Here is a 21,427-nt window from a genome sequence, read left to right on the forward strand (position 1 = left end):
CATGGCCTTATGTATGGGTCACCGCAAGGTGCCGGCCCCAGCAGCCGGCCATCATCCGCGCTGAGCGTATCGGGTACCGGGTACTGCGTATCGTCTAGCGCGACCGGCGAAAGCCGGATTGCATCAATGGGCCGGGCGCACCTGGCCGATGGACAACCATAATTAGGAGAGATCGACAATGAAGCTTCGTCCTCTGCATGACCGCGTCGTCATTCGCCGCAGTGAAGAAGAGTCCAAGACCGCCGGCGGCATCGTTCTGCCTGGCTCGGCCGCCGAGAAGCCGAACCGTGGCGAAGTCGTCGCTGTTGGCACTGGCCGCGTTCTGGACAGCGGTGAAGTTCGCGCCCTGGCCGTGAAAGTAGGCGACAAGGTCGTGTTTGGTCCTTATTCGGGTAGCAACACTGTCAAGGTTGATGGCGAAGACCTGCTGGTAATGAGCGAGAACGAAATTCTCGCGGTCGTCGAAGGCTGATAAGCCTCGCTGATTTCCCGTCACGACTTCTGATTCAAGGAAAAAGATCATGGCTGCTAAAGACGTAAAATTCGGCGATTCCGCTCGCAAGAAAATGCTGGTTGGCGTTAACGTTCTGGCTGACGCCGTCAAGGCGACCCTGGGCCCGAAAGGCCGTAACGTGGTTATCGCCAAGAGCTTCGGCGCTCCGACCATCACCAAGGACGGCGTTTCCGTCGCCAAGGAAATCGAGCTCAAGGACGCCTTCGAGAACATGGGCGCCCAGTTGCTGAAAGACGTTGCCTCCAAGGCCAACGACGAAGCAGGCGACGGCACCACCACCGCTACCGTTCTGGCTCAGGCCATTGTGACCGAAGGCTTGAAATCGGTTGCCGCCGGCATGAACCCGATGGACCTCAAGCGCGGCATCGACAAAGCGACCTCCGCTATCGTCGCCGAACTGAAAAACCTGTCCAAGCCATGCGCCGACAACAAGGCCATTGCTCAGGTCGGTACCATCTCGGCTAACTCCGACACCGATATCGGCGAAACCATTGCCCGTGCCATGGAAAAGGTCGGTAATGAAGGCGTGATCACCGTCGAAGAAGGCTCGGGTCTGGATAACGAGCTGAATGTCGTCGAAGGCATGCAGTTCGACCGCGGCTACCTGTCTCCTTACTTCGTCAACAAGCCGGACACCATGGTGGCCGAGCTGGAAAACCCGCTGCTGCTGCTGGTTGAGAAAAAGATCTCCAACATCCGCGAACTGCTGCCGGTGCTGGAAGCTGTTGCCAAGGCTGGCCGCCCGCTGGTCATCATCTCCGAGGACGTTGAAGGCGAAGCGCTGGCGACCCTGGTCGTCAACAACATGCGTGGCATCGTCAAGGTCGCGGCCGTCAAGGCTCCAGGCTTCGGCGATCGCCGCAAGGCCATGCTGAACGACATCGCCATCCTCACCGGCGGTACCGTCATCGCCGAGGAAATCGGCCTGTCCCTGGAATCGACCACCCTGGAGCACCTGGGCACCGCCAAGCGCGTGACCATGACCAAGGAAAACACCACCATCGTTGACGGTGCCGGTACCAAGGAAGACATCCTGGCTCGCGTTTCGCAGATCCGCGCTCAGGTTGCCGAAACCAGTTCCGACTACGACCGTGAAAAACTGCAAGAGCGTCTGGCCAAGCTGTCCGGCGGTGTTGCCGTGATCAAGGTCGGTGCTGGCAGCGAAGTCGAAATGAAAGAGAAAAAAGCCCGCGTTGAAGACGCCCTGCACGCAACCCGCGCAGCCGTCGAAGAAGGCGTAGTGCCTGGCGGTGGCGTGGCCCTGGTTCGCGCGCTGCAGGCCATCTCCGGCCTCAAAGGCGACAACGAAGATCAGAACGTGGGTATCGCGTTGCTGCGTCGTGCGGTTGAAGCCCCGCTGCGCCAGATCGTCGCCAACGCTGGCGACGAGCCAAGCGTTGTAGTCGACAAGGTCAAGCAGGGTTCGGGTAACTACGGTTACAACGCTGCAACCGGCGAATACGGTGACATGATCGAGATGGGTATTCTAGACCCGGCCAAGGTGACCCGTTCCGCGCTGCAAGCGGCGGCCTCCATCGGTTCCCTGATGATCACCACCGAAGCCATGATCGCTGACCTGCCGGAAGACAAGGCTGCCGGCGGCGGCATGCCTGACATGGGCGGTATGGGTGGCATGGGCGGCATGGGCGGCATGATGTAAGCCCGGCTGACCTTAGCCTCTAAGAAAACCCTGCCTGCGAAGGCAGGGTTTTTTTATTGAGGGTGTGTATAAGGTAAGCTGCGCCGGCCTCGGGCCATATACCCGTACCAAAGAGGGACTCATCCATGCGCATTCTCGTGGTCGAAGACAACCGCGATATCCTCGCGAACCTGGCGGACTATCTCGGCCTCAAGGGTTATACCGTCGATTGCGCCCAGGACGGCCTGTCGGGCCTGCACCTGGCCGCCACCGAGCACTACGACCTGATCGTGCTCGACATAATGCTGCCTGGCATCGACGGCTTCACCCTCTGCAAGCGGTTGCGGGAAGACGCCCGGCGCGATACCCCGGTCATCATGCTCACCGCCCGCGATCAATTGGACGATCGCCTGCAAGGCTTTCGCAATGGCGCTGACGACTACCTGGTCAAGCCGTTTGCGTTGTCGGAGCTGGCGGCGCGGATCGAGGCAGTCATGCGCCGTGCCCAGGGGGGCGGCCGCCGCACCCTGCAGGTGGCGGACCTGCAATATGACCTGGACACGCTGGAAGTCACCCGGGATGGCAAGCTGCTCAAGCTCAACCCGGTGGGGCTCAAGCTATTGGCCGTGCTGATGCAGAAAAGCCCCCATGTGCTGCGCCGCGAGGTGCTCGAAGAGGCCCTGTGGGGCGACGATTGCCCTGACAGCGACAGCCTGCGCAGCCATGTACACCAGCTACGCCAAGTGATCGACAAGCCATTCACCAAGCCTCTGCTGCAAACCGTCCATGGCGTCGGCTATCGGCTGACCGAGGGCCGTGATGGAGTTTAAACAAAGCCTCGCTCAACGCATCATCATCGCCTTCGCACTGATGAGCGCGCTGGTGGCCGGCGCCTTCGCAGTCGGCATCGTGGCCACGGTCCATCTGGTGGAGGAGAAGCTGATCTCCGCGGGCCTGGGGGGCGACCTGCAGCGCCTGCTGTTGATGGACACTATGGACGACTGGAGCCATCGCCCAGAGCCGGACCAGTTGTTCTATTTCAGCGAGGGGCGGGGTGATTTCGCGTTGCCCAAGGACCTGCGCCACCTGTCACCCGGGTTCCATGAGGTATTTCGCGGCAACCTTTCCTACCACGCGATGGTAGAAATCATTGACGGCCGGCATTACGTGTTGCTGCAAGACCAAAGCGATTTCGAAGAACGCGAGCGCATCCTGTTCGCCGTGGTGGTGGTGGGGTTCGTGCTGAGCCTGGCGCTGGCGGTCCTGCTGGGCTGGGTGCTGGCGCGCCGGGTAATGGCGCCGGTTATACGCCTGGCCCGGCAGGTTCGCCACCGTGACCAGCTCCTTGGCCTTGCGCCGCCGCTTGCCCCCGATTATGCCGCCGATGAGGTCGGGCAGCTGGCGGTGGCATTCGATGCCACCCTGGGCCGCTTGCGTGAAGCGCTGACCCGGGAACGGCTGTTCACCAGCGACGTGTCTCATGAGCTGCGCACCCCGCTGATGGTGCTGGCCACTTCCTGTGAACTGCTGCTGGCCAACGACCGCCTAGACCCGCGCGCCCGCGCCCAGGCGGAACGTATTACCCGCGCCTGCGAAGAAATGCGCGACTTGGTGCAGACCTTCCTGATGCTCGCCCGGGCCCAGCGCAACGAGGCGTTGGCGGTGCAAGCGACCCTTCCTGAGGTAGCGGCCGATCTCGTTTCCCAATGGCGCCAGCCCATCGAAAACAAGGGCCTGACCCTTACCTACGAGCCTGCGGAAGTGGGCGATACGCGTTACAACGCGACGTTCTTGCACACGGTGATGGGCAATCTTCTGCGCAATGCATTGCATTACACCGACCAGGGTTTTATCCGCCTGAGCCTTGGCGCTGGCAGGTTCAGTGTCGAGGATTCCGGTGTGGGAATCCCGGAAGAAAAGCGCGAGGCGATGTTCCAGCCGTTCGTTCGCGGTAACGAGAAGCGCGGAGAAGGGCTTGGCCTTGGGTTGTCGCTGGTGCAGCGCATCTGCGATGACCAAGGCTGGACGGTGACCCTGACCACGAACGAGCCTCATGGCTGCGCTTTCCACGTTGACCTGGGCGCAGGAACCTAAATGCCCAGTGCTCCCGCCGGTGCCTTTTGAAACATCTGGCAACAGGCTGCGAGCCCTGTTAACGTCCATTACGGTTTTTTCACATTCATATGACCCACCGATGACTTGCCGCGAACTATGGTCGCGCAACGTTTTTGGAGGTGATATGAGCGACCAGATCAAGCTTGAATTTTCCGAAAAATACGACGAGGCTCACGCCAGGCGCTATTTTCACAAGCACCAGAACGGGCTGGCCCGGCGCTTGTCCCATCTGCGCGATGTGCAACTGGCCCGTAAGGCGCTGGAATTGGCCGGTGACCCAGGCCTGGTCCTGGACCTGCCCTGCGGTGCCGGGCGTTTCTGGCCAATGTTGGCGGAGAAGGCGAACAGGGTGGTGATCGGCGCAGACAACTCGCCGGACATGGTCGCCACTGCGTGCCAGATGCAGCCGCGGCACATCGTGGATCGCGTTCGGCCAATGCAGACGTCGGCATTTGATATCAAGCTTCCTGATAACGCCGTCGACAGCATTTTTTCCATGCGCCTGATGCACCACATCGGCGAGTCCGGCCATCGGCTGGCGATGCTTCGGGAGTTTCATCGGGTCAGTCGCGATTCGGTGATTCTGTCGCTATGGGTAGATGGAAATTACAAAGCTTGGAAACGCAAGCGCTCAGAGCAGCAGCGGTCGCGGCGGGGCGAGGCGCCCAAGTACCAGAATCGTTTCTTGTTGCCGGTGCAAACGGTGGAGGCCGAGTTCGTTGAGGCTGGGTTCCGGATTCAGGAACGCCTGGATTTCCTGCCGCTGTATGCCATGTGGCGAGTGTATGTATTGCGTAAGGAGTAACCTTTGATGGCGGTAGAAGGGGCAAACGAGGTCAGCGCCACGAACGGGCAGCCGGGCTTTGAGCATTATTGGCAAAGCCACGGGGAATGGGTCGAAGAGCCCAACCGCCGGCGCGGAGGGGAAAGCGGCGTGCAGCGCGTGATCCTCCCAGACGAGCGGATGATTTACGTCAAAAGGCAGGTCGGGCATATCTACCGCTCGCCGCTACACCCATTTGGTCGGCCTACGGTCCTGCGTGAGCGCGATGCCTTGCGAGGCCTGAGCAAGTTGCAGGTGCGGGTGCCACGGCTGCTGTTCTGTGGGGCCCGGCGTGATCAGGAATTCGGCTGGAAAGCTCTGCTGGTGACCGCTTCACTCGACGGCTTCGAGGAAATCACCCAGTGGTACGAGAAAGGTGGTCGCCAACGCTATGGCGAAGCGCTGCACGACCAGTTGCTCAAGGACCTAGCCGTTAACCTGGCGAAAATGCACCAGGGCCGTTGGCAGCACAGTTGCCTCTATATCAAGCATGTATTCGTGCGAGTCGTGGAGGGCGACGGTGTGCCACGAGCAGAGGTTGCCCTGCTCGACCTGGAGAAATGCCGGCGCCGGTTCACCGCGGCGGCGGCCTCCCAGCATGATATGAAACAGCTGCGCCGCCATTCGTCGTTCCCCGATGCGGACTGGAAGAAACTGCTCTACTTTTACGAGACGGCGTTTGGCAGCGTTGTCAAAGGGTTAGAGCGATGAACTTACAAATTGCACGAGGTGTGTTTCTGCTGGCCTCCCTTGCACTGGCCACGGTTGCGGTCGCTGCTTGGGACGAACCCCAGGCGGGCGTGTTGCGCGCCGAGGCTGGTCAAGGCTTGTGCCCGTTCCCACGGGTGCAGAAGAGCGATACCGACCCGGTCATACAACCGGGCCATAACATGTTGCTGCTGATGTTCGGGCTCACTCAAGGCCTGCGCTCAGGCGCGTGAAGCAAACTGCGTGCAGAAAAAATCCCGCCTGTTGGCGGGATTTTTTTTGGTTGGAGAACCCTGTTGTTCATCGTGACATTTTTTGTAGCAGCTGAGCTCGCGGCTGGCCCACAACCATTCGATGCCCTGGCGCGGGGAAAGCACGGCTGCCACGGATCGAGGTTAGCCAGTTACATGGCTATGCGACATGCAAATGATTATCCCAAAGCCCGGGCGGCAGGTCCATTGGCGTGCCCAGCCATTGCCCCGCCTGGGCCCGGTAGTAACGGCAGCGGCCTTGCCCGGAGGTGACCACGAACCCGCCTTGCACCGCCGCCACCCCAGCACAGTCGGGCATGGGGGCATCCACCTTTACCTCCGCGGAGTCCAGGTCCCATACGAAGAACCGGTTGGCCCGTGGCGCCGTTACCGCTACCAGGCGCAATTCATCGTTGATCGCGACGCTTGCGGTGTAGTTGCCCATCGACAGCAGCTGCGCCTCACTGACCGGAAAAGGGCAGAAGGCGGCCCCTGGGCGTTTGATCGCCAGCAGCTGCGCTACCTCACCGCCGCTGCCCATGAACTGCTGGCAGGCGGCGAGGGTGCCGTCGGCGGCGACTGCCAGGTGACGGATGCTGTTCATCGGCTGGTCGAGGGTTTCTTTGCTGATCAGGCTACCGTCCCGGCGCAGCAGCACCAGGCTCGGCTCCATGGCATCCAGGTTCATTTCCACCCGGCTTTCGGCCTCGGTACGGATGCCTCCGTTGGCCACCGCCAGGGTTTCGCCGTCCGGCAGCCATGCCACCTCATGCGGGCCAATGCCATGGGTGGCCAACTCGCCGGTGCGCTCGAGGCGCTCGCCGACGAAGCGGTAAATCCCAAGCAGGCCCCTGCCGGGGTCGCGGGTGTCGTTCTCGGTGGCGTACAGCCATTCCCCCGCGCCATGAATAATCGCATGGCCATAGAAATGGCGATCTGGCTCCGAGCGCACGGTTTGCAGCAGGCGGCCGTCGCGCAGGTCGAGCAGGTAGCTTTCGGTACCGGGGCGGCGGGCGACGAACAAGGCCAGGGGCAGGAGAGGGTGTTCGACGATGGCATGGCAACGTTGCGCTACCTGGGTGCTGAATGCCTGGGTACCGTCCAGCCGATAGCCCACCGCGTAGTGGCCACCGTCGGCGTCGTCACGGGCCGACAGCAGCAACACGTTTCCCTTGCGGCCGTTGCTCAGGCGCCAGGCCCCGAGGTTAAAGGCGCCGCTGATGAGGTTGGCGAACGCCGAAAGCGGACGTGGCCACATGTCAGTCACCATCGTTGGCGTTGAAGCCCAGCTGGATGCCCAGCGCCCGCGCCAGCTCGGTTTCGTGCAAGCGGTGCACCGTGTTGAGGCTGTCGTAGATCTGGGTGAGGGCCTGCTGGCCGGCCGGGTCGGCTAGCAGCTCGGTAAGGCTGCGCGGGTTATCCGCCAGTGCTTTAGCGGCCGTGGCATAGGCCGCGTCGATCTTCTCCGCCAAGGGTTTTTGTCCGCTCGGCAACAGGTTCCGCAGCCCCTTGCCATCCACGCCGTTCCACACCGCCTGGGCCGCTTGCAGGCTGGCTTGCAGGCTTTTGAGCGAAGCTTGGCTGCGCCAGGCCTCGGCCTGATACGGCTGGGGCACGCCCTTGCTTTGGCGGCCCATGGGCGCGCCGAGTTTTTTCTTCAGGCTGTCGAGGGCGGTGACCTGGGCACGCAGCAGGTCGGCAATGGCCTCGTGGGCATCGGCGTAACGCTGGTTCGGGAACTTGCTCAGTTGAGCGAGCATGCCGTCGTTGCGCTTCCAGGCGCCTAGAATTTCTTCGGCCAAGGCCTTCTGGCGTTCACCGATGGCCACCAGCAGCGGGCAATAGCTGGCCTTGCGGGCCGGGTCAGCCAGCTCTGGTTTGCTGTCGAACAGAATGTATTCGTAGGCGGACAACCCCTGCACTACCACACTGGCCTTGGCCAGGGCCGCGCCGTCGACGGCCTCGCCACTGGCCACCAATTGCTCCACCTGCCGGCCAACCAGGTTTTTCTTGTCTGGCCAGAACTGCACCGACCAGGCGCGGTTGCCCTCGGCCAATGGACCGATCAGCAGCGGTTGCAATGCCGCCCAGGCCTTTTGTGCGCTGAGGAAGTCCGCACGGGCTTTGTCCAGGTCCTCTGTGCCCTGGCAGAACGCCAGGGCGCTTTGGGCCAACTGGCGGTCTGCGTCTACCCATTGGCTGTAGGTGGGCAGAATGACCTGGGTGGCCAAGGCGGCGCTCGTCACCGCTTGCGGATCCTGCGGCGCGCAGGCGCCAAGGGCGAGGGCGGCAAGGCTGGTGAATAGCAGCTTGGGACGGAACATGCAGGGCTCCACTTAAAAAGGTCAGGGATCTTATAGGGATTGGAGAAAGGCCAGCAATGCCGCGCGTTCTTCGACGTCGAAGCGCAATACCCTTTGCTTGGCCGATGCCGCTTCGCCATCGTGCCAAAGCACTGCTTCGAGCAGGTCGCGGGCACGGCCGTCATGCAGGAAACGCCCCCGCGGGTTGACCGTTGCCGACAGCCCGATGCCCCATAGCGGCGGGGTGCGCCAGTCCTGGCCACGAGCGTCGAACACGCTGTAGTCGTCGGCGAGGCCCGGGCCCATGTCGTGCAGCAGCAGGTCGGTGTATGGGCGGATCAACTGGTTGGCAAGTTCCGGTTCGGCCGCGTCGGCGCGGGTGCGGTATTGCGCGACATGACAGCTCTGGCATCCGGCCTGGTGGAACAGCGCCTTGCCTTGCAGCACCCGAGCATCGCTTTCACCACGGCGGGCTGGTACGCCAAGGTTACGGCTGTAGAACAGCACCAACCGGCGGATGTTATCGCTTACCTCGAAGGGCTGTTGGGCGCTCTGATTGCCATTGGCGGCGTTGCGGCACGCCGCCTGCGCAGAAGTGCAGTCGTCCGCGGGCAGTAGCGACGAGGTTATCCCCAGGTCGCTGGCGAAGGCATGGGCGTTTTGTTGATCGAGGTTCGGTTGGGTGGCCTTCCAGCCAAAGCGGCCGAGCACGGTCTGACCGCTGGCGTCGTCGAATACCCGGTTAGGCCTGCCGCGCACACCGTCGCTGCCGGTGGCCTGAAGGCGGGCGTTTTCGAGAATCGCCCGCTCAGGAATGGCCTCGAGTAAGCCCAGGCCGATCATGGGCGGGGCAATGCGGGCGGAGGTCCGCACCTGTGGGTGCAACGGCCCATAGCCCAGTTGGTCGATGCGCAGCCGCGGCTTGCGCAGCTCGACGGTAAAGCCATCGGCAAAGGTCACCGGCATTGGCTCGTAGGCCACTCGCACGCGGCCCTCCGGCGGCACCCCCGGTATCGCCATGTCTTGCAACTGAGTGCCATAGACCGGCTCGGGCGCGGCGCCAAGCCGGCGCACCACTTCCACCGTCTGCTCCGTTGGCGGCACGGCCAGGCGCACCAGCATGGATACCGCATTGGGTGCGTCGGTTTCTGGCGGCTGGCCGCGCCCGTCGCGAATATGGCAGTTCTGGCAGGCGTTGGTGTTGAACAACGGCCCCAGCCCGTCACGGGCGGTGGTGGTCGATGGAGCAATGACCCACGGGCTGCGAAAGAAACTGTTACCGGCGCTGAAATCCACCCGGCGCGCCGCGCTCAGGTTAGCGGAGGGCAGGGCATAGGCATTCACGTCGCGGCGCCATACGGTTGCGGCCCCGGCCGAGCGCGCCTCGTCGGGCTCCGCCTGGCTAAAATCCGGTGCCTGATCGCATGCAGCCAGGCTGAGGGCCAGGAGCAGCAGGGGAAAACGGCCCAGCGTTGAAAGCATCGGAACACTCTGTATCGCAGAAAAGCAAAGGCGAGCCGCTGCTAGGCAGGGGCTCGCCAGGGTGGAACCGCGGATCAGAATTCGTGATCGGCGTTGTCCGGGTTCAGGTCGGTAATCCCCAGCTTGCCTGCGGCCTGCTCGATGGCGCCGGTCTGCTTGACCAGCGCGCCGATGGCGTCGCGCACGATCTGATTGCCCGCAGTGTTGCCCGCCGCGATCAGCTGGTCGAAGTGTTCACCCTTGTTGGCGTGGTCGACGATGACCTGCATCTTCGCCTCGGTATCGGCCAGGTCCGCCTTGAGCGTTTCATCGGCGGCCGGATCGATCTTCGCCACCAGCGCAGACAAGCTCGGGCCGGTCAGGCGGGTGCCGTCGGCGCGCAGGTATTCGCCCAGGTACACGTTGCGGATGCCCTTGGCGTTGAAGAAGGCGGACACGTGGGTGTTGTCGCTGAAGCAATCGTGCTCGTCTTCCGGCGAGTTCGCTTCCAGGGCCACTTTCAAGCGTTCCCCGGCCAGCTCGCCCAAGGACAGGCTGCCCATGCCGAAGAGCATCTTGCGCAGGCCGCTGTCGACCGGTTCGGCTTCCAGGGTGGCGCGGTAGTTGTCCGCCACGCCCGGCTTCCAGTTGCCGACCATTTCTTTGAGGTCGCTGACCAGCAGCTCGGTCGCAGCTTTCAGGTAGGCGCGGCGGCGGTCGTTGTGGCCACCGGTGGCGCCTTTGCCTTGCAGGTAGTCACTGGCTGGGCGGTTGCCCGCGCCCGGGCCGGTGCCGTTCAGGTCCTGGCCCCAGAGGAGGAATTCGATGGCGTGGTAGCCGGTGGCGACGTTGGCCTCGGAACCGCCTAGCTCGTTGAGGCTGGCGAGTTTTTCCGGGGTGATGTCGCTTACGTCGACCTTGTCTTCGCCCACTTGGATCTCGGTGTGAGCGATGATGTTGGCGCTGGCACCCGGGTTGCCCAGTGCGGGCTCGTAGCCCTTGGCTACGTAGTCGATCAGGCCTTCGTCCAGGGGCCAGGCGTTCACCTGGCCTTCCCAGTCGTCAATGATGGTGTTACCGAAACGGAACACTTCGCTTTGCAGGTAAGAAGGGCGTGCCGCCAGCCAGGCTTCGCGGGCGGCCTTTAGGGTGTTGGCGTCGGGCTTGGCGAGGAAGGCATCGACCGCTTGCTCGAGGGCGGTGGCGGTGGTCAGTGCGTCGCTGAAGACTGCATGGACCATTTCGGCGTAGTGGCCTACCACGGCCTTGGCTGCGGCCTGGTCGAGGGCGACGGCTGCCGGGGTGGCATTTGCCGCCGTTGGCGTCGGGGTTTGCGCAGCTGCTTTGTCCTTGTCGCTACTGTCGCCGCAGCCGGCGAGAGAAATGGCGACAGCCAGCAGACTGGCAACCAACGGCGTACGAATCATGGGCAATTCCTGCGTCAATAGAGGCGGTGGGCGGCAAAGCGCCGAACGAAGCGGGCCACATAATGCGAAGGATTTGCATTTTATGTAAAGAGTTGGGTGAAAAATAATTCACCCAAGGTGCAGGTTAAATTGGCGTCACACGCACGCGCTGGGCCTGCTTGATAAACGCGAGCAAATCTCGCGCAGGCAGGGGTTTGGAATAGTAGTAGCCCTGCCCCTCATGGCAGCCCTCGGCGATGATATAGGCTTCCTGCTCGGCGGTTTCTACGCCTTCGGCGATCACCTGCATGCCGAGGCTCTTGCCCAGTTGAATCACCGCGCGAACGATGGTGGCGTCATCCTCGTCGTCGAGCAGGTCCTTGACGAAGCTCTTGTCGATCTTGATCTTGTCCAGCGGCAGCGAGCGCAGGTAGCCCAGGGACGAATAACCGGTGCCGAAATCGTCGATGGCGATCAGTGCCCCGGACCGGCGCAAGCTCAGCAAATGCTGGGCCGCCGTGCTGATGTCCTCCATCAGGCCGGTTTCGGTGACTTCCAGTTCAAGGCTGCGCGGCGGCAGGCGATACATCTGCAACAGGTTGCTCACCACCCGCGGCAGCTCGCTATGGTGCAACTGCACCGTAGAGAGGTTCACCGCCATGCGCAGGTGGCCGAAGCCCTGATCGTGCCATTCGCGTAACTGGCGGCAGGCTTGGTCCAGCACCCACTCGCCAATGGCGATGATGGTGCCGTTCTGCTCGGCAAGGGGGATGAACTGGTCTGGCGGGATCAGGCCGAATTCCGGGTGGTTCCAGCGCAACAGTGCTTCCACGCCCACGATCTGGTGGTCGCGGTAGCTGATCTGCGGCTGATACACCAGGTACAGCTGATTGCCCGCCTGGGCTTCGCGTAGCGCTTTCTCCAGCTCGCGGCGGCGGCGCATTTCGCTGTCCACACTGGCGATATAGAACTGGTAGCGGTTGCGCGACCGGCTTTTGGCCAGTGTCATGGTCTGCTCGGCCTTTTGCAGCAGCTTCTCGGTGCTGTCGCCGTCTTCAGGGAAGAGGGTGATGCCGATAGTCGCGCGCAGGCGGATTTCCATCGCCTCGAGCACGAACGGGGCCGCCAGATCATCGAGGATATGCTGCGCCAGTTGCGCGGCCTGGTAAGGCTCTTCGATGCTGGCCTGAACCAGCGCGAACTGGTCACCACCCAGGCGGGCCAGCGCACCCAGGCGGCCGCTGTGGGCCCGCAGGCGGTCTGCCGTCGCCAGCAGCAACTGGTCGCCCGCCTGGTAGCTGAACTGCTCGTTGATGCCCTTGAAGTCGTCCAGGCCTACGCAGATGATCGCCACCCGCTGTTGCAGGCGGGCGGCATCCACGAGGATCTTGTCGAGCTGCTGCTGCAGTTGCAGGCGGTTGGGCAAGCCGGTGAGGAAGTCGTACTGGGACATGCGCAGCAGGCTGTCTTCGGCCTCCCGACGCAGGCTGGTATTGCGCTCGATGGACGCCAGCAGCTGGTTGGCGGTGCTGACCCACTGGCCGAGTTCGTTATGTTCATGGCCGCGGGGTGGTGGCAGCTGATGCTGGCCGGGGCGGTCCGGGTTGATTTCACTCAGGTGCTGCAGCATGCGCGACAGCGGCTTGGTCAGCAGCCAGTGATACACAAGGTACAGCACCAGCCCCATGAGCATCGCTCGCAACACGCCAGACACAAACAGCACCACCGAGTTACGGACGAACTCCTGGCCGTAAGTGGCGGTATCTATGGTGATGTTCAGGTCGCCGTAGTATTCGTTGTAAGGGGCGCGGCCGACCAGGCGGATGCTGAAGGTGCGCTGCTGGCCCAGCACCGGGTCGGTGAGCCAGCGGGTAGGCGTGTCCATCAGGGCCCGCTCGCGCTCGGCAAGCATGGTTTCGCCGGTGTGGCCGATCGAGGCTGCACGCACTGCCGGGTCCTGGAACAGGCCTTCGATGACCTGCATGCCCATTTCCTTGTCCAGGCTGTAAACCGCCTGGGTGGACGGGTCCTGGAACATGTCGAGGATACGCTCGGCATCGCGGGCGATGGTATGCCGGGTTTTGTAGGCATCCAGAACGATCTGCCCACAACTGAGCACCACGCCAACGATAAGCGTGGAAAGCAACACGATCCTCAGTAGCTTCAGCGACAAGCTGTGCTTGAGTTCCACCTTCAAAGGAAGATTCCTTGTTCCGAGCACACGGCAACCAGTGGCCCGAGTATTGGCAAAACCATGGATGACCGTCAAAGGGTTCGAGCAGATTCAAGACGCAGGGTGCAGCCAGGCACCTATAGAAAAGCGCGTCACCTTTGTATCGGTAGAGGGGTGGGGAACTTGAGCGCAGCGGCGAAGGGAGGTTCAGGCGCTGGCGACAGCCTGCGAACCGGGGCGGGAGCCTTTCAGATCCGTGGTTCGCGGGCTGCGCCTGCTCCTACAGGGGCGCGGCGGCCCCCGGCGGGACATCAGGCCTTGAAGGGGCTACCTTCGAACTGCTCGGCAACGAATGCCCAGTTGACCAGGTTCCAGAAGGCTTCGACGTATTTCGGCCGCACGTTGCGGTAGTCGATGTAGTAGGCGTGTTCCCATACGTCGCAGGTCAGCAGCGGGGTATCGCCATTGGTCAGCGGGTTGCCGGCACCGATGGTGCTGGCCAGGGCCAGGGAACCGTCAGCTTTTTTCACCAGCCAGCCCCAGCCGGAACCGAAGGTGCCGATGGAGGTTTTGCTGAACTCTTCCTTGAACTTCTCGAAGGAGCCAAAGGCCTGGGTGATGGCTTCGGCCAGTTTGCCGGTAGGTTCGCCGCCACCATTAGGCGACAGGCAGTTCCAGTAGAAGGTGTGGTTCCAGACCTGCGCGGCGTTGTTGAAAATGCCACCGGAGGAGGTCTTGACGATTTCTTCGAGGGTCTTACCTTCGAACTCGGTGCCAGGAATCAGGTTGTTCAGGTTTACCACGTAGGTGTTGTGATGCTTGTCGTGGTGGTATTCCAGGGTTTCCTTGGAAATGTGCGGCTGCAGTGCATCGTGTGGATAAGGCAGCGGCGGCAGTTCAAAAGCCATGTGATTCTCCTAATCAGGTCTGTTGCGGTATGCGCAAGGCCGATCACGGGCGGCCGTGGCTGCGTCCGCTCGTCGGCGGGCACAAGCTCGGGATCATAGCACCGGGCCGGGGCGCTTAACCACGCAGCAACTGTGTGGGATAGACGCCTCGGCCGCTGATAAACGCAGCGACCTCAGCCGGCAATAAGTTGCCCCGCCACCGTGAACATCATCAGTGCCACGCCCAGGTCCAAGGCCCGCCAGGTGGCTGGCCGCGCCAGCCAGGGTGCGAGCCAGGCGGCGCCGAGAGCGAGGGTGAAGAACCACAGCAGCGACGCGCTCGCAGCGCCGGCCACGTAGGCCTGTGGCACCGCCTGGCGGGCGCCGAAGCTGCCGATCAGCAATACCGTATCCAGGTACACATGGGGGTTGAGCAGGGTAACCGCCAACGCGCTCAGCAATACCGCCTGGCGCGAGCGTGGGCGCTGGTCCGCGGCGGCCAGCACTTGCCGGGCAAAGGCACGGCGCAGGGCCTTGCAGCCATACCAAAGCAGAAAGGCCGCGCCGCCCCAGCGAGCCACGGCCAGCAATGCTGGGCTTTGGGCGAGCACGCTGGCCAGGCCAAATACCCCCGCGCTCACCAGCAGCACATCGCACAGCACACAGAGCGCGGCCACGGGCAAGTGATGCTCGCGCCTCAGGCTTTGGGCCAATACAAAGGCATTCTGCGCGCCGATGGCCACGATCAAGCCGATGGCGATCAGCAGCCCGTTGAGGTAGCTCTGCAACATGGGGTGTCTCCTTGAAGTGGATGACAGTGTGCTGCCCGGCGGGATATAAGAAAAACCGATTCTGTGGATGGGGCATTAGCAAAACTGATGTTCGATTACAAACTTCTAGCTGCATTGGCGACTGTCATCGAACAGGGCGGCTTCGAACGCGCCGCCCAGGCGTTGGGGCTATCGCAGTCGGCGGTGTCGCAGCGGATCAAGCTTCTCGAAGCGCGGTTGGGCGAGCCCGTGCTTGTTCGTGAAGCGCCACCCAGCCCGACCCCGGTGGGCCGCCAGTTGCTCAACCATGTGCAACAAGTGCGCTTGCTCGAACGGGACCTGCGCGAGGCTGTCCCCAGCCTGGAGGAGGGCGGCGCGCCGGAACGGCTGCGCGTGGCGATCAACGCAGACAGCTTGGCCACCTGGTGGCCGGCGGCGGTCGCTGACTTTTGCCAGCAACGCAAGGTGTTGCTGGACCTGGTGGTCGAGGACCAGGACGTTGGCCTGCGGCGCATGCGCGCCGGTGAAGTCGCCGCCTGCCTGTGTGCCGCGCCGCGCCCGGTGGCGGGTGCCCGTAGCGAGCCGCTAGGAGCGATGCGCTATCGCGCGGTGGCGACCCCGGCGTTTATCCACAGGCATTTTCCGGATGGCTTCAGTGCCCCGGCATTGGTCCGAGTGCCGGCGCTGGTGTTCGGCCCGGACGATCTCTTGCAGCACCGCTACATGGCGTCGCTGGGCATCGAAGGCGGCTTCGCCCACCATCTGGTGCCGTCGTCGGAGGGGTTCGTGCGGATGACCGAAGCGGGCCTGGGCTGGGGCCTCGTTCCAGAAATGCAGGTGCGCGCGCAGCTGGCCAGCCGCATGCTGGTGGAGTTGTTGCCCGACCACCCCAGCGATGTACCGCTGTATTGGCACCACTGGCGCAGCGGCGGCAAGTTGCTCGCCGACCTTACGGCCGAGCTGGCCAAACAGGCAGCGCGTGCCCTGGTACCCATGGCGAGCGTCGGCAATGCCGTCGGCAACAAGAAGTGAGGAAGGCATGAACATACTGGTTACCGGTGCCACCGGGTTTATCGGCGCCAGCTTCGCCCACGCGGCCCTTGGCCAGGGCCTGGCGGTGCGAGCCAGTGGCCGCCGGGGCGAGCGCCTGGCAGCGTTGGCGCGGCTGGGCGCCGAGGTGATCGAGGGTGACCTGGCCGACCCGGACCTGGCGCGGCGTGCCTGCCAGGGTATGGAGGTGGTGGTGCATTGTGCCGGGCTGGGCGGCCATTGGGGCCGGGCCCCAGCCTTCGAACTGGCCAACCTGACCACGACTGAAAATGTTGTCGAGGGGTGCATCAAGGGGCAGGTGCGGCGGCTGGTGTACTTGTCCAGCGCCCAGGTGTACGAGCGCCCGGCCGGCGGCCAGGCGGTGCGCGAAGACCAGTTGCCCGCGCGCCGACGCTCATTGCAGGCGCAAACGCGGTTTCGCGCCGAGCAGCGCGTGTTCGGCGCTGAGGAGTTTGGCCTGCAGGTGCTGGCCTTGCGACCGGCGCCGGTGGTAGGCGAGGGCGAATCGCAACTTTGGCCGCGGCTGTTCGGTCTCTGCGCCCGAAGCCGGCTGCATATCCTTGGCAATGGCCTGAACCGGGTGGACTTCACTACCCTGGCAAATCTTGACCACGCCCTGCTTGCTGCAATTCACGCAGGTGACGATGCTCTCGGCCGGGTCTACAACATTGCCAACGGCACCCCGTTGCCGTTCTGGGACGTGCTCAACTACGGCCTGCGCCAGCTGCAGTTGCCGCCGCTGCGCAGCTACCGGCGAGTCGCGCCAGCCCGGCTGATGGCGGGCCTGTCCGCCTGCGTTCGCGAGTACTGGCCGGGGCATCCGCAGCCCCCGTTGCTGCCTGCCGATATCACCTGGATGACAGAAGATTTCATCCTCGACATCGGCCGTGCCCGGCATTATCTGGGCTATCAGCCGCACGCCTCGATCTGGGCGGGCATGGACGCGCTCTGCCGAGGCTGGCGTGCCCAGGATACGTCCGGCAAATACCGCTAGCGCAGCCGTTGCGCTACGGCTTTTGGCGCGGTGGTAGACTCGCCGCCATTGCCTTAACCGATTCAAGGACGCTCGCCATGCGCAAAGAAGCCATCGACGATTTTGACGATAACCTGCCCAGCCTCACCGCCAATGACCGCGACGAGGATGAGCCCGTGCTCGAACCCCGCCCAGGCGCGCGCCATGAGGCGGTGTATTCGCGCACCGTACCGGTGATCAAGGTCAAGGCGCCCGGCTCCGGCGCGCTCTGGGCGCTGGTGGCCGCCTTGTTTATCGCATTGGGCGGGCTGGGCTGGTGGAGCTTTCAGCAGATATCGCTGATGGAGCAGCAACTGGTCGCCACCCAGGAGAGCTTTGCCAAGGTCAGCGAAGAGGCGGCGGGGCGGTTGCAGGCTATCAGCGGCAAGGTGGCGGACGGTGAAAACAGCGTGACCAGCGACACCGAGGCGCTCAAGTTGCAGGTGCGCCAGCTCCAGGCCCGGCTCGATGACCAGGGGCGGCAGCAGCAAGGCGTGGCCGGGCAGCAAGGGGCGACGGATAAACGCGTAGAGCAGCTCAATGGGCAACTGGGTACGCAGGCGGCGGCGGCCGAGCAGGTGCAGAACCAGCTCAAGGCCTTGAGCACCGACCTCGCCAGCCTCAAGGCCGCGCAGGCCGGCACCACAGGCTTGGAAGCCGAGCTCAAAAGCTTAGCCACCGACGTGACGGCGCTGAAAAAGCAAAGTGACGTCGGCAGCCGCCTGGAGCGGCTGGAACAGGAGCTGGTGGTGCTCAAGAGCGAGCAGGACAACCGCCCGGCGGCCGCCCAGGCCAGCGGCCCCAGCACAGCGGAGTTCGACGCCTTCCGTGGCCAGACCACCCGCAACGTCAACGGCTTGCAAGCGCAGATCCAGAACCTTCAGGAGCAGATCGACCGCAAGGCGCCTTGAGCCCGGGAGCCGGCCTGCCTAAAAAGTCAGCGGCGCGCCTTCTCGGGTTGCGCCCGATCCTACAGAGCGAACCGGGCAACCCTCGTTACAGCCGTGGGTAATCGAGGTAACCCACCGCACCATCGGCGTAGAAGGTTTCCGGGTGGGCTTGGTTGAGCGGTGCATCCGCGGCCAGGCGTGCGGGCAGGTCCGGGTTGGCAATGAACGGCACCCCGAACGCCACTGCGTCGGCGTCCCCCCGGACAAGGGCGGCGTTAGCGCTGGCCTTGGTGTAGCGCTCATTGGCGATATATACCCCGCCGAAGGCCTGCTTGAGCTGCGGCCCAAGGCTGTCGTCAGCTTCTTTTTCCCGGGCGCAGATGAAGGCGATGCCGCGCTTGCCCAGCTCACTGGCAACGTAGATGAAGGTTTCTGCGCGGTTAGCGTCGCCCATGTCGTGCGAGTCTGCCCGTGGTGCCAGGTGTACCCCCACCCGGCCCGCGCCCCAGACGCTGGTTACCGCGTCGGTGACTTCAAGCAGCAGGCGAGCGCGGTTCTCCAGCGAACCGCCGTACTGGTCGCTGCGCTGGTTGGTGCTGCTTTGCAGGAACTGGTCGAGCAAATATCCATTGGCACCATGCACTTCCACGCCATCGAAGCCGGCCTTCTTTGCATTCTCCGCCCCTTGGCGGTAGGCCTCCACGATACCGGCGATCTCGCTCGTTTCCAGTGCGCGTGGCGTGACGTATTCCGTGACCGGCCGAACCAGGCTCACATGGCCTTTGGGCTGGATAGCACTCGGGGCGACCGGCAGCTCGCCATTAAGGTAGCTAGGGTGGGAAATGCGGCCCACATGCCACAGCTGGAGGAACATGCGCCCGCCGGCCGCATGCACGGCCTTGGTGATGTTGGCCCAGCCGGCCACCTGCGCATCGCTCCAGATGCCGGGCGTGTTGGGATAGCCCACGCCCATCGGCGTGACGGAAGTGGCCTCGGAAAGAATCAACCCGGCGCTGGCGCGCTGCACGTAATACTCCGCCATCAGGGCGTTGGGCACCCGGCCAGCACTGGCGCGGCAGCGGGTCAACGGGGCCATGATGATGCGGTTCGGCAGTTCCAGGTCGCCGACGCGGAGAGGATCGAACAGGGTAGTCATCAAGAGTGCCTCGCTTAGTGGGTAGCGGGTGCCAGGTCGGCCTGGCCGCCCCGGTTGAAAGTGATCAGGGTCAGCACCAGCGCCAACCCAGCCAGCATGGCTGCCGCCAGCGGCACGCGGGTCAGGTCCATGCCGTGGTCGATCACGGCGCCGCCGACCCAGGCGCCGAGGGCGTTGCCGGTGTTGAAGGCGCTGATGTTCAGGGTGCTTACCAGGTTGGGCGCGGCCTTGCCGAAGCTCACCACGTTCACCTGCAGTGCCGGCACTGCGGCAAAGGCAGCCATGGCCCAAATGAACAGGGTGATCTCAGTGGGAATCACGGCCGCGCTGGTCCAGGCCAATGCGGTGCACACCAGCGCCATGGCGATAAAGGCGCCGGCAAGGGTGGCCGCCAGCTTGCGGTCCGCCAGCTTGCCGCCGACGACATTGCCCAGGGTGAGGCCCAGGCCAATCAGCAGCAGGGTGAAGGTGATGCCGCGGTCCGACACGCCGGTCACCTCGCCCAGCAACGGCGCGATGTAAGTGAACAGGGCGAACATGGATGCCGAGAACATCACTGTCATGCTCAGCGACAGCCAGATTCCCCAGCCCTTGAGGCCGGCCAGCTCCGCGGCCATATGCAGTTTTTGTTCGTCGTGGCGCTTGGGCAGGTACCGCAACAGGCCAATGAACGCCACCACGCCAATCACCGTCACGCCCCAGAAGGTAGCGCGCCAGCCTGCCGCCTGGCCCAGTGCGGTGCCCAACGGCACGCCCAGCACGTTAGCCAGGGTCAGGCCGGTGAACATCAGCGCGACCGCCGAGGCGCGCCGGTTAGGCTCCACCAGGTTGGCGGCCACCACCGAACCGATGCCGAAGAAGGCGCCGTGGCAGAGCGCGGTCACCACCCGGGCAAACATCAACACTTGGTAGTCCGATGCCACCGCGCACAACAGGTTACCGATGATGAACACGCCCATCAGCACCACCAGTGCCAGCTTGCGTGGCAGGTGGGCAGTCGCCATGGCCATGAAGGGCGCGCCCAGGGCCACGCCGAGGGCGTAGCCTGTGACCAGCCAACCGGCGCCGGGGATGGAAACGTTCAGGTCCTGCGCCACGTTGGGCAGCAGCCCCATGATGACGAACTCGGTGGTGCCGATGGCGAACGAGCTGAGCGCCAGGATAAACAAGGGAAGTGGCATGGAGGGTCCTTTCAGAGCTGTTCGCTCAGTTGCTCGAGGAACTGCCGGAGGCGCTCCTCATTACGTTGAAAATAATGCCATTGCCCGACCTTGCGGCTGGTCACCAGCCCGGCCCGCTGCAAGGTGGCCAGGTGCGCCGATACCGTGGACTGGGACAGGCCGCAGCGCTGGTCGATCTGCCCGGCGCATACGCCATGGTCGTGGCTGTGGCCTTGCTCGGGGAATTCGCCCTTCGGGTCTTTCAGCCAGTGCAGGATGTTGCGACGCACCGGGTGGGAGAGGGCTTTTATTATGTCGTCGAGGTCGAGTGGCATATGGCAGGGCTCGGTGAGATAACGGTATATCGCGATGCGGCGAACTATAAATCGGTTTATCGCGATATTCAAATATCGCTAGGTTATGTGGCGCTGCCCGAAGGCTATATACGCGGGGCGAGGCCGGGAGCCGGCGCGTGCTAAGCTCGGCCCATGAACTTCCTCGCACACCTGCACCTTGGCGGCCCCTTGCCGGAGCAACTGCTCGGCAGCCTTTATGGGGACTTCATCAAAGGCCCGCTCGAGGGGCGTTTTTCGCCTGCCCTGGAACAGGCCATCCGCCTGCACCGCGCCATTGATACCTATACAGACAGCCACCCGATAGTGCTGGCGGCGCTGGCGCGCTTCCCCGCCCAACGAAGGCGCTTTGCCGGCATCATCCTGGACGTCTTCTTCGACCATTGCCTGGCCCGCCAGTGGGCGGCCTACCACCCCCAGCCGTTGGGCCAGTTCACCGCCCAGGTGTATGGCGTATTACGCCGCACCCCTGACCTGCCAGGGCGATTGGCGACCATTGCACCGCTGATGATCGAGAATGACTGGCTCGGCTCCTATCAAGACTTCGAAGTATTGGGGCGGGTGCTGCTGGGGATCTCCAGGCGGTTGTCGCGGCCTGAGGGTTTGCAGGGGGCAATGCCTGAGCTGCGGGCGCTCTACCCATACCTGATGGAGGACTTCCAGCGGTTCTATCCGGAGCTACAACGCTTTGCCGCTGAACGCGGCGGCGCTGAGCACCTATTACTCGCCGGGCGCCTGTAGGAAAATTCCCGCGCT

At 63.5% G+C, this 21,427-nt stretch carries 21 protein-coding genes; 11 read left to right on the forward strand and 10 right to left on the reverse strand.

The genetic code is table 11. The features are described from left to right. Positions 1-178: 178 nt before the first annotated feature. The 7 genes from OGL93_RS01185 to OGL93_RS01215 all read left to right on the forward strand — a co-directional run bounded on the left by OGL93_RS01185 (position 179) and on the right by OGL93_RS01215 (position 6,032). Entirely contained in the window at positions 179-472 is a 294-nt protein-coding gene (locus OGL93_RS01185) for a co-chaperone GroES (RefSeq protein WP_040261854.1), read from the forward strand. A gap of 49 nt (positions 473-521) precedes the next feature. Beyond that, complete coding sequence (gene groL, locus OGL93_RS01190) at positions 522-2,174, forward strand: chaperonin GroEL (RefSeq protein ID WP_263260498.1); 1,653 nt, start codon at positions 522-524, stop codon at positions 2,172-2,174. A 125-nt stretch (positions 2,175-2,299) separates the two neighbouring features. After that, positions 2,300-2,983: a two-component system response regulator ColR gene (gene colR / locus OGL93_RS01195; protein ID WP_263260499.1), complete on the forward strand. Its 684-nt coding sequence runs from the start codon at positions 2,300-2,302 to the stop codon at positions 2,981-2,983. After that, the gene (locus tag OGL93_RS01200) at positions 2,973-4,247 is read left to right on the forward strand and encodes a HAMP domain-containing sensor histidine kinase (protein WP_263260501.1); all 1,275 of its coding nucleotides are present in this window, start codon (positions 2,973-2,975) and stop codon (positions 4,245-4,247) included. Before colR ends, OGL93_RS01200 begins: the two co-directional genes overlap by 11 nt. A 145-nt stretch (positions 4,248-4,392) precedes the next feature. Next, positions 4,393-5,073, forward strand: coding sequence for a class I SAM-dependent methyltransferase (locus OGL93_RS01205; RefSeq protein WP_263260502.1), 681 nt, complete (start codon positions 4,393-4,395; stop codon positions 5,071-5,073). A 6-nt stretch (positions 5,074-5,079) separates the two neighbouring features. Next, a complete protein-coding gene (locus OGL93_RS01210; protein WP_263260504.1) occupies positions 5,080-5,802 on the forward strand; it encodes a lipopolysaccharide kinase InaA family protein in 723 nt (240 codons plus the stop codon). Continuing rightward, positions 5,799-6,032: a hypothetical protein gene (locus OGL93_RS01215; protein WP_263260506.1), complete on the forward strand. Its 234-nt coding sequence runs from the start codon at positions 5,799-5,801 to the stop codon at positions 6,030-6,032. The genes OGL93_RS01210 and OGL93_RS01215 overlap by 4 nt, the downstream gene beginning before the upstream one ends. Before the next feature lie 178 nt (positions 6,033-6,210). On the opposite strand, the gene OGL93_RS01220 is transcribed toward OGL93_RS01215, so the two are convergent. From OGL93_RS01220 to OGL93_RS01250, 7 genes are all read right to left on the reverse strand, one after another. Further along, on the reverse strand, positions 6,211-7,308 hold the full coding sequence (locus OGL93_RS01220; protein WP_263260507.1) for a DUF1513 domain-containing protein: 1,098 nt from the start codon (positions 7,306-7,308) through the stop codon (positions 6,211-6,213). Between the two features lies 1 nt (position 7,309). After that, a complete protein-coding gene (locus tag OGL93_RS01225) occupies positions 7,310-8,374 on the reverse strand; it encodes an imelysin family protein (RefSeq protein ID WP_263260509.1) in 1,065 nt (354 codons plus the stop codon). Positions 8,375-8,404: 30 nt separating this feature from the next. Next, positions 8,405-9,835 carry a di-heme oxidoredictase family protein gene (locus OGL93_RS01230; protein ID WP_263260510.1) on the reverse strand — a complete coding sequence of 477 codons (1,431 nt, stop codon included), beginning with the start codon at positions 9,833-9,835 and terminating at the stop codon, positions 8,405-8,407. Positions 9,836-9,909: 74 nt separating this feature from the next. After that, positions 9,910-11,241, reverse strand: coding sequence for an imelysin family protein (locus tag OGL93_RS01235; protein ID WP_263260511.1), 1,332 nt, complete (start codon positions 11,239-11,241; stop codon positions 9,910-9,912). Positions 11,242-11,365: 124 nt separating this feature from the next. Continuing rightward, positions 11,366-13,417: a GGDEF domain-containing phosphodiesterase gene (locus OGL93_RS01240; protein WP_263260513.1), complete on the reverse strand. Its 2,052-nt coding sequence runs from the start codon at positions 13,415-13,417 to the stop codon at positions 11,366-11,368. A gap of 287 nt (positions 13,418-13,704) precedes the next feature. Continuing rightward, positions 13,705-14,301, reverse strand: a complete 597-nt coding sequence (locus OGL93_RS01245) for a Fe-Mn family superoxide dismutase (RefSeq protein WP_263260514.1) — start codon at positions 14,299-14,301, stop codon at positions 13,705-13,707. Positions 14,302-14,474: 173 nt separating this feature from the next. Next, the gene (locus OGL93_RS01250) at positions 14,475-15,071 is read right to left on the reverse strand and encodes a LysE/ArgO family amino acid transporter (RefSeq protein WP_263260515.1); all 597 of its coding nucleotides are present in this window, start codon (positions 15,069-15,071) and stop codon (positions 14,475-14,477) included. An 87-nt stretch (positions 15,072-15,158) separates the two neighbouring features. Here OGL93_RS01250 and OGL93_RS01255 point away from each other — a divergent pair, with 87 nt between their 5' ends. The 3 genes from OGL93_RS01255 (at position 15,159) to OGL93_RS01265 (ending at position 18,023) form a co-directional block, all read left to right on the forward strand. Then, positions 15,159-16,082 carry a LysR family transcriptional regulator ArgP gene (locus OGL93_RS01255; RefSeq protein ID WP_263260517.1) on the forward strand — a complete coding sequence of 308 codons (924 nt, stop codon included), beginning with the start codon at positions 15,159-15,161 and terminating at the stop codon, positions 16,080-16,082. A gap of 7 nt (positions 16,083-16,089) precedes the next feature. Continuing rightward, positions 16,090-17,094 (forward strand): NAD(P)-dependent oxidoreductase, encoded by a 1,005-nt coding sequence (locus OGL93_RS01260; protein WP_263260519.1) that lies wholly within the window; start codon positions 16,090-16,092, stop codon positions 17,092-17,094. A 77-nt stretch (positions 17,095-17,171) separates the two neighbouring features. Next, positions 17,172-18,023: an ATPase gene (locus OGL93_RS01265; protein ID WP_263260520.1), complete on the forward strand. Its 852-nt coding sequence runs from the start codon at positions 17,172-17,174 to the stop codon at positions 18,021-18,023. Between the two features lie 85 nt (positions 18,024-18,108). Here OGL93_RS01265 and OGL93_RS01270 read toward each other — a convergent pair whose 3' ends face one another. The 3 genes from OGL93_RS01270 to OGL93_RS01280 are packed head-to-tail and all read right to left on the reverse strand — an operon-like array spanning position 18,109 to position 20,653. Continuing rightward, complete coding sequence (locus OGL93_RS01270; RefSeq protein ID WP_263260521.1) at positions 18,109-19,158, reverse strand: alkene reductase; 1,050 nt, start codon at positions 19,156-19,158, stop codon at positions 18,109-18,111. Between the two features lie 14 nt (positions 19,159-19,172). Further along, entirely contained in the window at positions 19,173-20,339 is a 1,167-nt protein-coding gene (locus OGL93_RS01275) for an MFS transporter (protein WP_263260522.1), read from the reverse strand. 11 nt (positions 20,340-20,350) lie between these two features. Then, positions 20,351-20,653: a metalloregulator ArsR/SmtB family transcription factor gene (locus OGL93_RS01280; RefSeq protein ID WP_263260524.1), complete on the reverse strand. Its 303-nt coding sequence runs from the start codon at positions 20,651-20,653 to the stop codon at positions 20,351-20,353. Positions 20,654-20,806: 153 nt separating this feature from the next. Between OGL93_RS01280 and OGL93_RS01285 the strand changes: the two genes are divergently transcribed. Continuing rightward, on the forward strand, positions 20,807-21,412 hold the full coding sequence (locus OGL93_RS01285; protein WP_263260526.1) for an ACP phosphodiesterase: 606 nt from the start codon (positions 20,807-20,809) through the stop codon (positions 21,410-21,412). Positions 21,413-21,427: the final 15 nt, after the last annotated feature.

The organism is Pseudomonas sp. RIT-PI-S, from assembly GCF_025642975.1.
GTDB lineage: Bacteria > Pseudomonadota > Gammaproteobacteria > Pseudomonadales > Pseudomonadaceae > Aquipseudomonas.